We start from the raw sequence: 14282 nt of genomic DNA on the forward strand, positions 1-14282 counted from the left end.
TGAACATACCTTGGTCGTACGTTGAACATACTTAGAGCACAGTATTCTGTTCTATGTATGTTCAACGTATGTTCTACCTGTGACACAGACATAGAGACTCCCCGAACACTCCCCAGAGACTCCTTAGAAGATCTGTCAGCACCTTATTACATACAAAAAGGCTCCCATCGGGAGCCCTTTTGCATATAGAAATAGTTTGATTGATTATTTCAAAAACTCAGTAATCAGTTTCCCCTGCATCCCAGGTAATTCAATACCCGCAATCTTTACAATCAGAGGAGCTACGTCCGTCATATTCATAACAGGGATCACCACTCCTTTTTTAAGACCCGGACCAAAAGCTACAAAGCCTGTCTGAATCTGTTTATGATCAGGGAAATAGCCATGGGTACCTTTTACCTTAGCAAAAGTTTCTGTTACCACTTTAGTACTGCTACCGAAAGAAGTACCATTTAACCCTGTCAATGCAAACGGACTATTCGGATCTGCTCCTATCGCCGCCATTTTCTCTTCATCTACTATTGCAAAGTATTCTTTCAGGGAATCCGGTACATTTTGCAGGATGCTCTTCACCTTCTCCAGCGTTACTTTATCTTTCGGATCTTTTAACTGCAAAAAGGCCCCTCCACCGGAAGTATGAAATTGCGCTTTCCATTCACCTTTTTTCACATCTCCTATCAAACCATTCTCCTTCAGCAGGAAATTAGGATTAAAAGAGCGGTAAATATTCTCAAATCCATGGTCTCCTAATATCACAATCAGCGTACTGTCTGTAATACCTGCACGACGGATACTCTCTACCAGTGTTTTTATGCCCCTGTCAGCCCCGGAAACAGCCGCACGTACCATATAAGCCTCCCGGCCTTCCTGGTGTTCGTAATGGTCTGTACAGGCCAGATGAAGCGCAATAAACCCTGGTTTATACTTACGGATGATATACCCTGCCATCCTGGCAACATTCTCATCCCCAATCAGCTCATTATGCTCAGCACCGATATCATCCGGCTGTAAATACCCGGTAGCGCTATCCTGTACTTCTTTCCATAAAGACAATGGCTGTGTGGCAGCAGCTGTATAAGCACGACTGTCCGACATATCCTTATAATTCCAGTACTCAGGAATACGGTAATCTATCGGAGCATTAAATGTAACAGGCCAGCGTACACAGGCTGTCTTACGACCAGCTTTGTGCATAGCATCCCAGATAGTAGTAGCCTTGATCAGGTTATAATCCCAGTACCATTTACCGGTTTGTCCCTCCGGCTCAAATGGTGTATTATAATAAATACCGTGTTTAGCAGGTGTAACACCTGTCACCATAGTAGTATGATCCGGATAAGTAACAGAAGGGAACACGGGATTCATACCTTCTGCTGCAACACCATTGCGGGCAAGTTCTCTCACCGTGAACATACCATAAGTACTATCCAGGTAAAACTCTGGTCTGAAGCCATCAACAGTGACCATCACCACATATTTGGCCGTCTGTGCTTTTACCTGTTGAAATCCAAGAAAACAACACAATCCTATAATTAACTTCTTCATTTTCGCTTATTTAATGCTTATCAGAAACCGTATCTAACACCTATCTGTACCTGGTAAGGGTTACCACTTAATGCAGAAACACCTGCATTGGTATTCACCGCATACTTGTAAGTATTGGTAGCCGGGTCAAAGCCATTGATGGTATATAAGCTCGTTGAAGTTACATTATGATTTACACCCCATTCCTTATTAATAGAATTCAATACGTTGAACATATCTGCAGAAAGTTCAAGATATTGGTTTTTGAACGTCTTTATCTTTTTAGACAGTCTTAAATCCAATACGCCATAGAAAGGATTCACACCACCATTTCTTTCAGCAATCTTTCCCAGGTTTTTGCGGATATAATCTTTCGCACTGTTTTCTACAAGCGGATTAGCCAGGATCGCATTAATACCATCTTTTAAATACTGTGGAGTGGCTTCACCTTTAGGATCGTATACATAAGCAAGGTCATTGCTCGCAACAAAGTCTCCATTCACGTTTCCGTTAACAACAAAGGAATAACGTGTACCACTTATACCAGAGAAACGCACACCTACACTAACACCCCAGAAAGTAGGAGCAGTACCATATACAACAATTTTATTCCTGAACTGGTTATCAGAATAACTCATCTTGCCAAGATCGCGTGGATCATCTTTTACATACTGAACAAGTGTTGCGGTGTTAGCCACGTTACCATTATAAGAGGTATTGTCCTTACTATCGTTCCAGGTATAAGAGAATGCAATTTCTCCATCTTTAAAGTAGCGGTAACTTCCGTCAACTACAAATGCCATCTGGTTTACCTTTCCTTTACTTTCCAGTTGCAGTACACGACCTACATCAGTTGTTTTACGACCCTGTGTCCAGTCTACAGAACCATTGGTTGTGTTAATAGTAGAAGCAGGAACATACACGCCACGATTACCCTCAGCAGCAATACGGAAATAAGGCTGATCTACCATGTTACGATCTAAATAAGTGTAGTTATTACGACCAAAGGTCAGATAACCGTTCACACTCATCCTGAATGTTTCTGTAAAGAAGTGTGAATAGGAAGCATTCATTTTATATACCGTAGGAACCTTTGCATCCTTACCATTCATATTGATGGTGGCCAGCTTAGGAATATTTGGATTATTAATCAGGTCCATACCCGGAGCGGTTGCAGGATTCTGGCGATATCCGGGGAAGTTAGGAGTAGGTACCAGGCTACCTGTCAGATCAACACCCACCAGATGAGAACCATCAAACAACATATTGTTGATCATGGAATAAGGGTTCAGTGCAGAACCTAAGATACCTGCACCGAAACGGATAACATCTTTTTTATTCTGTCCAAGGTCCCAGGTTGCCTGGAAACGTGGCTGAACCTGTAAAGTTCTCAGTTTATTAGAAGTATTCAGTCCAAGCTGATTAAATACGGTCTGGTTGAAATTAGCCTTATTGAGATAGTCCGTATAATCTACACGTACACCTACAGTCACATCAAATCCAGGGAATAAATTCGTCTGCATTTGTGCATACACATTAGGAGCAAGAATATTAAACTTGATATTATGATTATCTGATAAATAAATATCCCTCGCAAAACGGTAAGGGGTAAGGTTATCGAAGTTAGTCAGACCCGTAAAATAAAAACGTCCGTTGGTCTCACTTCCATAAATAGAATTCTGATTGGTAAAGGTAAGACCACCACCGAATGTGAAGTGCGACTTGTCTGTATTATAGTATAAGTTATCTACTAACTGTATAAGATTATTATTGAAATAGTCTCCGCCGTAACGTTGTCCACCCAATTGAATAGCAGTAGTCACTGTAGAACTATCACTGGCTATAGACTTAATACTTTGTACGATTGCTCTTGGGATATTATCAGCAGGCAGTTGCGGATTGGCAAACATTTTATTGTACTCCCAGTAATGCTGCAATTTCAGTTCATTGGTTACATTGGAACTGATGGAAGTACGTAAAGACGCCATCAGACTGTTATTAATACTCTTACGGGTGCTGTAAACTTCGTAGATGTTAATAGCAGTGTTATCCCCATCTGACTGATTGTCCATATCATAGATAAAATTGTCTCTTACAGTCAACAGGTTTCTACTGTTCAGCTGCCAGTCAATCCTTCCGAAAACAGCATGCGTATTTTTCTTTTTATCAAACTGCCCGAACTGAGGAGAACTAGCAACACCATACTTGCCTCTCGCTATAACCAGGAACTGGTCCAGCGTAGCCTGTGTTACGTTATTTCTCTTTTCATCAGCTGCCGATTGTATATTGGCAATATATAACGGGCGTGAATCTTCCTGATGATCCCATGCTAAGAAGAAATGTGCTTTATCCTTAATGATAGGCCCACCTATTGAAAATCCATACTGATAGGTAGAGAATTTCTGATTACGTTTTAATCCGTTCAGACCATACTGACTGGATAACCAGTTTGTACGCAGAAACGAAAAAGCGCTTCCCTGTAATTTATTGGTACCAGACTTTGTAACAGTACTTACCGTACCACCACCTGCATTACCATAGGTAACATCGTACTGGTTGGTAACTACCTGGAACTCCCTTACAGCTTCCATCGTAATGGAATAAGCGCCGGTAGGTTGTCCTCCGGAGATAGTACCTCTTGCAGCCATACCATCAATAGTGAAGTTGGTAGCAGATGCCAGCTGTCCGGACAAATTACTTCCACTACTTAATGGAGAAAGGTCCATCAGTGAGGTGAAGTTTCTTCCGTTCACCGGTAACTTGGCAATATCCCTGGCTGTTACGGCTGTAGCGGCCCCGATATTCTCTATTTTGTTTTTAAGAGAACCGGCAGAAACAACAACTGCCTGAAGATCAGTTGATTTATCTTCCATTTTAAAAGCTACCTTGATCAGGTCTCCCTGGTTCAATGAATAGCCGGTTTGCTTCTGGGTAACCATACCCATTGCTTCAACAGTAACAGTGTAGGGAGAACCCAGTGGTAACTCTTTCAGGAGAAATTCCCCCTTGTCGTTAGATACTACTTTTGTTTGAAAACCAGTAGATTCATTTCTTACTGATATAATTGCCCCCGGAAGTGGCGTACCATCCTTCCCGTTAATTTTACCCGAGACACCTGCAAGGTTAGTCTGGGCCATTGAATAAAGTGCTGTTAGACAGAAAATAATACTAAAGAACATTCCCTTTTGGCGAATAGGCATTTTGGTACATTTTAGTGTGGCATATAAGAATGCACAAATGTCAAATGCCAATGTTACCGGAATCTTACGCCTGCATTAACTTTATATAAAGCAATGCATTGGAATCATGCCTTAAATGAATAATTAACTATATTTTGTAATAAGATATTTTGAGAGTGCTTCCGTCTGCATCCTTAATTCGGGAATCGCAGCACTTTCCCAGAGTACTCCCTTCAGATGATTGCCTATAACAAATAAATTATGCTTACAGTTATCATTTGACATCATGACGTTTCCATATTGAGGATGGGCATTTATACCCAAATGAAAAACATCAGCGCTAATCAGTCCCCTTTTTTCCAGGTTCCTGAGTAATTCATTCTCTGATAATTGAATGTTGGTTTCTGGTCCGGTGCAATTAATCACTCTTTGTACCAGCAAATGTTTTAAAGAACCGCTATCACTAAGTGTAACCTTAACCTGGTCTCCGGCCATACTAACATCAACAATATGCCCCCTATGAATAATTAACTTCTTATGCTCTTTTATGAATGCATGCATTTCATCGGGAAGCCGGTGTCTGATGCTACCCCATATATGATTCAGATATTTAATAAACCGGTTCCTTTCTTTAATACTTAACGACTGCCATATTTTCTGTGTGTGAGGTCGTAAGACATCTATCATACTATAAACAGACTGACCAAGTGTATCTGCTATTTTACGATGTCTGTTCATGGATGTAACAAGCGTTCGTAATCCGAAATTCTGATTCAGTATTGTTGTCAGGAAGTTAATATCACGATAAGGAGGTGTTGATCCCTTCCAGGGTTTAAGCTGATAACCATGTGGTGAGACAGTATGAATATTCTGAGCAAATCCATTTTCTGTAAGGCCAATTACTGTGTCAACCATACTTAAACCATTTCCTATGATCAGCACATCATTTTCTGTGTTCAGGTTTTCAATACAGTCCTTTTTCCACGGGTTTCCAAAATAATGTTTACTATTTCTAAAAGATGAATTGATATTAAAAGGGAATCGTGGTTTAGCATTCCCCGTTGCCAGGATTACAAGATCGGTGGTTAAAACCGGAGACTCTTTTAAATGGATATGCAAAAGATCGCCGTCCTCAATAATATCATAAGCATAATCATCATAAATTGTAATAGCTGTATTTGCACCTTTTTCCTTTATAGCATCTTCCCATAAACTGCTAAGATAATTTCCGTATTGTTCCCTGGTTGAAAACGCAGTAGCTATTTCATCATTACTAAACAAAGCATTTGCTTTTAACCATTGTACATAATGATCAGGAATATCAGTGTAGGCACTCATTCTGCCATTAGGTACATTTAATAGCAGGCTGGAAGTATGCGGAGCATAAGCAACTCCTTTTGCAATTGGATAACCCTTATTAACGATATGAATATGCAGAGGGAGTGTATCATCCTTCATCAGATTTATTGCTGTCATGATACCACAAAAACCTCCTCCGATAATTGTAATGTTTAACGGTTCCTTCATTCTCATGACCACAAAGCGGCAAATTATTAAGCCGGAATCAATATATACTAAATGGTTATGCGAACATTATTTTATCGACGGATCGGGATGATTAATAGATGAAGGTGTTTTTTCCCAATCTCCTTTTATTTTAAACAACATAATCAGATAAGGGGTTTCCAGCACACACCAACATATGTTAAGAATTAATATGCCATTAAGGCCAGCCTTTACTAAGTATAGAATATTAATAGAGGAATAACTCAAGAATACTATATCAATGATTGTTATTGTCAATGCAAACAGAATGGCCCATTTTTTTTCAAGTAAAATAAAAAGGTTGCACAGAAAGCGCAAAGCAGGTAACAACAGGCTTCCGAATGCAGTAACCAGGAGTAAGCCTTTAATGGAACCGACATTGTATGATATCTCATGATTTAAAAAAAAGTAAGAGCTGCTTGCCCATGAAAGAAAAGGGAGCAGCATAAAAAACCACACATATATTTTCAGTGCCAATGGCATAAGCCGGCGACGACGTATCAATGTCTCCTGTATGAAATTGTTGTCGAAAATTGAAGGTTGTTCTTTTGGCATAGGAGATTAGCTTTGAACTTCTAAAGGTATTTGGTTAACCTTCCCAATTTACAAAAAAATCCCCGGCTTCAGCCAGGGATATAATTTAAAATGTAAATTGAATCACCCTATTACAACATCTGTAACGGTAACCTCTACTGAGCAAGGATTACATGGGCCGGATGCATAGCTATTACAACGTGCACCGTTAGGTTGTTTCTTGCTACTCAGGGAAGCAATTATTTTCTTGTCTAATACAAGTTTTGGATTTTGAACAATTTTTTTCTTCCTCATGGCATTTGTGATAGTTTAATGGTTAAGAAATACGAAAATGTCTTTTATTAAATTATGAATAATGACTGTAGTATAACAACAGTAAACTCAAATGCTATTTAGGACAAGAAAAAAGGCTGCCCTATAGACAGCCTTTTTTTGTTAATGTGGTATAAAACTACATTACAACAAGCTTTTGCGTGGTATTCGTCTTAGTGTTCTTAATTCTCACCAGATATAATCCACTTTTAAAATTCTTTGTATTGATCATATAATTTTTACCAGTAGTAATAGTCTCAAAAACTCTTCCACCATTCATTGAAATAATAGTGATAACCGTCTTTTCCATTGCAGGATTGATAAATTCAAGTTTCAAATTAGTACTCTCCACAACAGGATTTGGGTACATCAAAAACTCAGCAGGATTTACTATCTCTTTCACTTCAGCAACTACGCGGGTACTCTCAAATGAATGATTGCAATACTTGGACCAGTCTATCCCTATTTCACCGGTGGTATCAGTACCAGCTGTTCTGGCACTCGCTAACGTAGCTGAATTATACCATTTGGTGTTAACGCTTGCTGCGCCTGTAACACCGGTAACTAATCTCAAACGATAATCATAATGAGCTGTACGGGTACTTTCACCATTATAGATGTAATCAGTATTTGTAATAACGGCAATGACAACCCCATTTGCAGGAGGAACATCCAGCTTCAAACTACAGGTACCACTTGAAACATACTGGCTATATACAGGTACACCTGTTGTTGAGCGATACACCAGCTGACATGTCATATTCGCACCAATTGGTTCAAAGTTAACCGTAACTATATTACCTGTTACTGTCAAAGGAATCTGATTTGCTCCTGACCATCCAGGTAATGTGCGGGCTTCAGGAGTAAGCAATCCTGCATTGTTTGTAGTTTTAACATATGGAGTAGCAATCCATGCATCAGGATTTAACCAGGAAGGTTGCCATTCTGCACCAATTGATTGTCCGAAGTGTCCATTCAATAATGCCAGTACAGCGGTTTTCCATGGACCAAAATCTACCAGTGCTTGTTTAGCACGGTATTCTGTAATTAATCTGCGCATTTGCGTAGCACCAACTCCGGATGCAATTCCTTCCAGTACGCGGCCGGGTGCATTTCTCCATATCCAGGGTACAGCGCCATCACCCAATGTATTACCTAAAAATGTTGGGAACGAGCTGCTGTACTGATGTCCACCTAAATAAGTACGCCATGTACAAATCTGCTGATTGCCATTAAACATGTTAACTCCTTCTGCTGATGGTCCACCAAAACTACCATCCTGTAACCAACCTGAGTAACACTCAATTGGCATAAAAGGGGCAATGAAATCTGTACCATTCAGATCTCCCATCGTATTAAAATTACCAGATCTTCTTGCATCAGCGGTTTGTTGTAACCAAACGTTACCACCTTCCTGAAACCATGCTGACTGCTTTACACCTGGTAAGTCGGCCAATAAAGCATGAATACCTTCATGTACCATTGCTCCTTTCTGAAATTCCCGGTCACTATAGGTACAGGCAGGATCATAACTGTAAATAGGATAATAGGATGCCAGCACCATTGGCCAGCTAACTCCGTTATAGTATATAGAACTTTGCCAGCCACCTAATTCTGTATTGGGTGCATTATCAGTACAAAGTCCTGAACCATACAGGTACACTGAACTGAAATACCCCTTCTTCGCACGTAAATCCGGAGGCCAGCCCATTTGATCGCGGAAATAGGCAAAGTCTGTATTCATTCTTGCAAGCAATGGTGTAATGGCTGCAGTTGTAACCAGTGAATTTTTATTGGGTCCCCAACGGAAAGCCCACCACTGTGAAGATTGCGTTCCAACAACCTGTGGACAATCATTTAATGCCACAGTAGGAGCTGGTAAACTTGGAAATTCATCTCTGAAATTGTAACTGATGGTAGGAGAATAGGCAGGCCATGTATATGGTTTTCCTCCTGTAGTAGTATCTACTGTTCCTCCTCCCGTAGTACCAATTACACGCCATTCAAGCATCCCGGTGGATTGGGTAGTGTTCAGCATTGATACGCGTATTCTGCTCATACTAACTGATGCTACAGATAGTATGTTAAATGCATTGGTCTGCAATGGTATATTACCGAGGCGAACCCAGGATGTACCATTCCAGTAGTCTGCATAAGCAGTGGTGGGAGTCAGTACTCCGCCTCCATCATTGAACCAATACACTTCAAGGGAAGTCACCTTATAAGTCTGTGACCAGTCGTACTGTACCCATTCAGTTGTGTTAGGATTGTTCCAGTTACCATAAGCACCATGCGATTTATCATTAGAATTCGCTGGTGTGAAATTGTCATTTAAGGCTGTAATGGTTTCCCAGGGTGATACATACGAAGTAGTGGATGCAGCCTGTGGGGCGATGTTTGTTTGCGCTTTCATTAAAGAGCAAAACAAGATTAATCCTAATGTTAGGATTGAGAATTTTGTTGTGTTCATAAAATAGGTTTTCTTGTTGGGTTTTCTTAGGTTTTTCCTAGGTTTTCTTGTTAGTAAATAGGTTAAAAGGATCTGTTTTTTTATAGAGAATGTGTATCAGAAAGTACGTGAAATGGGTTACAAGGTTCTTTTATATGGTTTTTCTGAGAGTATTTTCTATATCACGAAACTAGTTTAATACGGTAGACCTCGTTTCATTTATTTTAACAAACTCTGGCAGGATTTTATCAATCCGGATTATCAATTCGGCTATCTATGCGATATACATTTTTCAAAAAATATCCTGAATACCTTAGCTTTGTAACCATCTTTTATAACAATGCATGATAAACTAAGGGAACATATAGAGAAGATAGTACCACTTAGTGATGATGAGTTTGCATTCGTGTGTACTCATTTTACCATTAAAAAGTTTAAGAAACATCAATTCCTTATTCAGGAAGGTGAGGCTGTAAAGTATTCTTACTTCGTAATTTCCGGGCTTTTAAAGCTGGTGCATACCGATGACACAGGAAAGCAGCACATTGTTTCTTTTGCGATGGAAGACTGGTGGGAAAGCGATTTCTATGCCTATTATACTCAGACAGAAGCAACAATGTCGCTGGAGTGCGTTGAAGATACTGTGGTCTTCTGCCTATTGCTTGAAGACTACAAAAAGTTATGTGATGGTCTCCAAAAGATGGAACGTTTCTTCCTTCAAAAAGCGAATTTTGGTTTTATTGCATCACAGCGGCGCATAATATCCTGGTTAACCTCTAACGCGAAAGAGCGTTATGAACAGCTCCTTAAACAATCCCCCTCACTTATTCAACGCGTACCCAAAAGTCTCCTTGCTACCTATCTGGGTGTTTCCCGCGAAACCCTGAGCAGATTATCTTCTTAGTGTGACATATCTCACTTTATAATCGTGAGGTATATCAATACTCAATTCCAGGTGTATCCACAACTTTGCAGTGTAAATTTTAAACTGCAATTATGATCAGGTTTTTAGTATTAATCTTAGTAACTACTGTGCCTGCATTGGCACAAACTCAAATCCCCGGTAAAATGGAAAAAAGAATCATTAATCCCTGGCAATGGCAGGATAAACGCAGCTATGTGCAAGCCGTTGAAGTAAAACATGTAGAAGGTACGCTGTATATTTCGGGTCAGGCAGCTATCAACGCTGATGGAATCTCAAGTAACGAAGACATGAAATCCCAGTTAATTCAGGCCCTGCAGAATCTGGAACAGGTTATCAGCAAGGCTGGGTACGAATGCAAAGGTATTGTCCGGTTAAATATCTATACCACTTCGACGGCAGAGCTTTGGCCCCAGTTTCATATTCTTCAGGATTGGATAGCGAAGTATGACATTAAACAAACGGTCACTTTGTTAGAAGTGAAAAGCCTTTTTGAAACATTAAAAGTTGAGCTTGAGGCTACAGTTGTGAAATAATCGGCAATAGAGAGTCGGTATTTAATTCTTTGTGTAACTCGTATACAGTTGCTAACTATACTATTTACACAAAGAATTAAATACAACACAAAGGAAATTACATTTCCTTTATCAGAAATTCTTCAACAGATCGCTTTTCAGAAGAAAAATTAATACCAATGGCTATTTTCTTTCTCGCATCTGATTGGTAAGAACGTAAATAGCCTTTCTCAATGATCTGATCAAGGGCTGCCTGTGCAGAGCCGTTTAGCTTCAGTTCTAAAGCGTAAATATATTGATCGGTAAACACCAGTACATCACACCTGCCGGTAGCGCTATGAACTTCGCTTCGCACATCAAGGCCTAAACGTTTAAAGGCCAAATGCACAATGATATGGAAGATAGATTCACTCTCCACTTTCCAATGATCATAAGGAATAGTAGACACAAGTGCATCCAACGTTTTGATCATCTGAGAGATATCATTATTTGTCAATGCCTCACTCAAATCATCAGTGACCACCATGGAATCATTACCCGGAAATATGTTCCTGTAAGCACTCAACAAGGCATCTGTCAGACTTTCCTCCACTTCTCTATTCGGAAATCCAAGTTCATACAACCTTTTTTTAGAATGGTAGTTTTTAATGGTCAGGTAACCAGTCTGGAATAAAACCGGCACAATTGCAACATGTTCTACATTAAAGTTACTCAGGGAATTTTCGCCTATGAATACATTTTCCAGATCAAATTCTCTGTTGTGTTTCATGAGATTCACTAACCAGGTAGGTGTACCCGTTTGAAACCAGTAATTCCTGAAATCCCGGCCATCCATGTATTTCAATATGGAAAAAGGATTATATACCCGTTCAACCTCTTCGTGCCAGGCATAACCGTTGTACCATAATTTTAGTTTACTTAACAAATCTGGCTGACGTTGCTTTATCTCCGCTATTTCTTTCACAAAATTACTTTCCAGTTCCTGCTGAGTAATACCAGCTATAGTAGCATATTTACGATGAATCGTAATATCATTGAGGTTATTCAGATCAGAAAAAATACTCACCTTGGGAAATCGGCTCACCCCTGTAATCAGCAACAAACGAATATATTCATCAGCATCTTTTAATACAGAATAAAAACTCTTAAACACCGACCGGTTCTCTTCCACTCTCTCCAAATCTTCCAAATAATCCGTAATGGGTTTGTCATATTCATCAATCAGAATTACTACACGGCCCTTCAATGCTGCTTTCCGGATTAACTCCTCAAATCTTCCTTTTAAATGACTGGCTTCAAGTTCTATACCCAGTTCTCTCGCTATTACACCCATTTCTACGTTGAGCGCCTCATACAATCCCAATTGCTGATAATCGAGCTTGCTCAGTCGCAAATGTATTACAGGATGTATTTGCTCCCAATTCCATTGATCATGTATCCAAAGTCCTTCGAATAGTTCTTTGTTGCCACTGAAAATCTCCTTAATGGTTGACAGCAACAGGGATTTACCAAAACGCCTGGGACGACTTAGAAAATAATAGTTACCTGATTCTATCAGGTCATAGATTAGTTGGGTTTTATCAATGTATAAAAAACCGTCCTTTCTTATTTTCCCGAAATCCTGTAAACCTATTGGGTATTTTCTCATGTTAACAAAGATAAATCAGTGGTTCAAGGAAGGTCTAAATAACAAAGCCCACCATAGTGGCGGGCTTTGTAACCTTTCAAGTGAACCGGATTGGATTCGAACCAATGACCTGCTGCTTAGAAGGCAGCTGCTCTATCCAGCTGAGCTACCGGTCCAATTCCCAAATTTCCCGTATATTTATCGTTTTATTTGGGAGTGCAAATCTATGTAAAATAATTCAAAATTTCAGCCATTTTTTAAATTAAAGACTTTTATGGACGTAAAAATCGAAGCTAGTTGGAAAGAAGCCCTCAAAGACGAATTCCACAAATCTTACTTTGATCAGATCGCAATGTTTCTAAAACATGAAAAAGCGCTTAATCACACCATTTACCCGCCCGGCAACCTGATATTCAATGCATTTGACAAAACACCCTTCGATAATGTAAAAGTAGTCATGCTGGGGCAGGACCCTTACCACGGCGCCGGACAAGCCCATGGCCTCTGCTTTTCCGTTCAGGATGGTGTAAAGCCCCCTCCTTCGCTGGTAAATATATTCAAAGAATTACGTGACGATATTGGTATGCCCATCCCCCAAAGCGGAAATCTCACCAAATGGGCAGAACACGGCGTACTGCTGTTAAACGCTATGTTAACGGTAAGAGCCAACGAACCCGCTTCCCATAGCAAAATAGGCTGGGAGAACTTTACGGATGCTGTTATAAAAAAGATCTCGGATACTAAAGAGAATGTCGTATTCATGCTCTGGGGACGCTTTGCACAGGATAAACAAGTGCTGATAGACGCTACCAAACATCATATCCTCAAAGCAGCTCACCCCTCTCCCTTCAGTGCAGATAAAGGCTTCTTCGGCTGCAAACACTTCTCAAAAGCAAATGCATTACTCGCCAAAGCAGGTATCGAACCCGTAGACTGGAGCCTATGAGAAAGATATATGCAGCATACGCACTGATACTCTTCGTCAGCACCATGCTGATCATGTTAATACCTATGTGGCTGGTCTCCCTGCTGCCTGCCCCACTCAACATCCGCTGTTTCATGTGGCTGGGCCGCGCCTGGATGCACGTATACATGCCATTGGTATTCTGCCCTGTCCGTACAAAAGGACGGGAACACTTCAAAAAAGGGCAACCCTACATCCTCGTATGCAATCATAACTCATTCGTAGACATCCCAACAACCACCTATGCCATCCCTGGTGCCAGTAAAAGCCTTGCAAAGCAGGAATTAGCGCGTGTACCTGTTTGGGGTATCATGTATAGGGTAGGCAGCGTATTGGTGAACAGAGACGATCCTGAGAGCCGTAAAAGGAGTTTTACAGAGATGAAAGAGGTGCTGAACATGGGAGTACATATGTTACTTTACCCGGAAGGCACCCGCAATAAAACAGAGGACCCTCTGAAATCATTCTATGATGGTGCTTTTATATTAGCAATTGAAACTAAAAAACCCATCATGCCCACAGTAATATTCAATACCCGCAAGATACTATCTGCAGGTAAGTCCTTCGGGGCATCGCCACATCGGATAGACGTTCATTTCCTGCCACCAATAGAAACAGCAGAATTGACACAGGATGATATCCCGGCACTAAAAGAACAAGTATTTAAAATAATGTGGGAGCATATAGAAAAAAGCCGTTCTGTTTAAAACA

The 14282-nt window shown here is 40.3% G+C and carries 10 protein-coding genes and 1 tRNA gene; 4 read left to right on the forward strand and 7 right to left on the reverse strand.

Annotation, left to right across the window (positions count from 1 at the left end):
- Window positions 1-204: 204 nt before the first annotated feature.
- The 5 genes from BMW86_RS01230 to BMW86_RS01250 all read right to left on the reverse strand — a co-directional run bounded on the left by BMW86_RS01230 (window position 205) and on the right by BMW86_RS01250 (window position 9507).
- Window positions 205-1545, reverse strand: a complete 1341-nt coding sequence (locus BMW86_RS01230; protein WP_089778181.1) for an alkaline phosphatase family protein — start codon at window positions 1543-1545, stop codon at window positions 205-207.
- A gap of 20 nt (window positions 1546-1565) precedes the next feature.
- On the reverse strand, window positions 1566-4724 hold the full coding sequence (locus BMW86_RS01235) for a TonB-dependent receptor (RefSeq protein ID WP_089778183.1): 3159 nt from the start codon (window positions 4722-4724) through the stop codon (window positions 1566-1568).
- A gap of 123 nt (window positions 4725-4847) precedes the next feature.
- Entirely contained in the window at window positions 4848-6236 is a 1389-nt protein-coding gene (locus BMW86_RS01240) for an FAD/NAD(P)-binding protein (protein ID WP_089778185.1), read from the reverse strand.
- Between the two features lie 60 nt (window positions 6237-6296).
- The gene (locus BMW86_RS01245; protein ID WP_143056450.1) at window positions 6297-6803 is read right to left on the reverse strand and encodes a hypothetical protein; all 507 of its coding nucleotides are present in this window, start codon (window positions 6801-6803) and stop codon (window positions 6297-6299) included.
- A 430-nt stretch (window positions 6804-7233) separates the two neighbouring features.
- Entirely contained in the window at window positions 7234-9507 is a 2274-nt protein-coding gene (locus BMW86_RS01250) for a T9SS type A sorting domain-containing protein (protein WP_177189121.1), read from the reverse strand.
- Window positions 9508-9883: 376 nt separating this feature from the next.
- On the opposite strand from BMW86_RS01250, the gene BMW86_RS01255 reads away from it, so the two are divergent.
- On the forward strand, window positions 9884-10447 hold the full coding sequence (locus BMW86_RS01255; protein ID WP_089778190.1) for a Crp/Fnr family transcriptional regulator: 564 nt from the start codon (window positions 9884-9886) through the stop codon (window positions 10445-10447).
- A 92-nt stretch (window positions 10448-10539) separates the two neighbouring features.
- Window positions 10540-11001 (forward strand): RidA family protein, encoded by a 462-nt coding sequence (locus BMW86_RS01260; protein ID WP_255372826.1) that lies wholly within the window; start codon window positions 10540-10542, stop codon window positions 10999-11001.
- A 97-nt stretch (window positions 11002-11098) separates the two neighbouring features.
- Here BMW86_RS01260 and BMW86_RS01265 read toward each other — a convergent pair whose 3' ends face one another.
- Window positions 11099-12628 (reverse strand): ATP-binding protein, encoded by a 1530-nt coding sequence (locus BMW86_RS01265; protein WP_089778192.1) that lies wholly within the window; start codon window positions 12626-12628, stop codon window positions 11099-11101.
- A gap of 81 nt (window positions 12629-12709) precedes the next feature.
- A tRNA-Arg gene (locus BMW86_RS01270) sits at window positions 12710-12783 on the reverse strand.
- 98 nt (window positions 12784-12881) lie between these two features.
- Between BMW86_RS01270 and ung the strand changes: the two genes are divergently transcribed.
- Window positions 12882-13553, forward strand: a complete 672-nt coding sequence (gene ung / locus BMW86_RS01275) for a uracil-DNA glycosylase (protein ID WP_089778194.1) — start codon at window positions 12882-12884, stop codon at window positions 13551-13553.
- Complete coding sequence (locus tag BMW86_RS01280; RefSeq protein WP_089778197.1) at window positions 13550-14278, forward strand: lysophospholipid acyltransferase family protein; 729 nt, start codon at window positions 13550-13552, stop codon at window positions 14276-14278. Before ung ends, BMW86_RS01280 begins: the two co-directional genes overlap by 4 nt.
- The last annotated feature ends 4 nt before the right edge of the window (window positions 14279-14282 follow it).

It is taken from the genome of Chitinophaga sp. YR573 (assembly GCF_900110995.1).
Lineage (GTDB): Bacteria > Bacteroidota > Bacteroidia > Chitinophagales > Chitinophagaceae > Chitinophaga.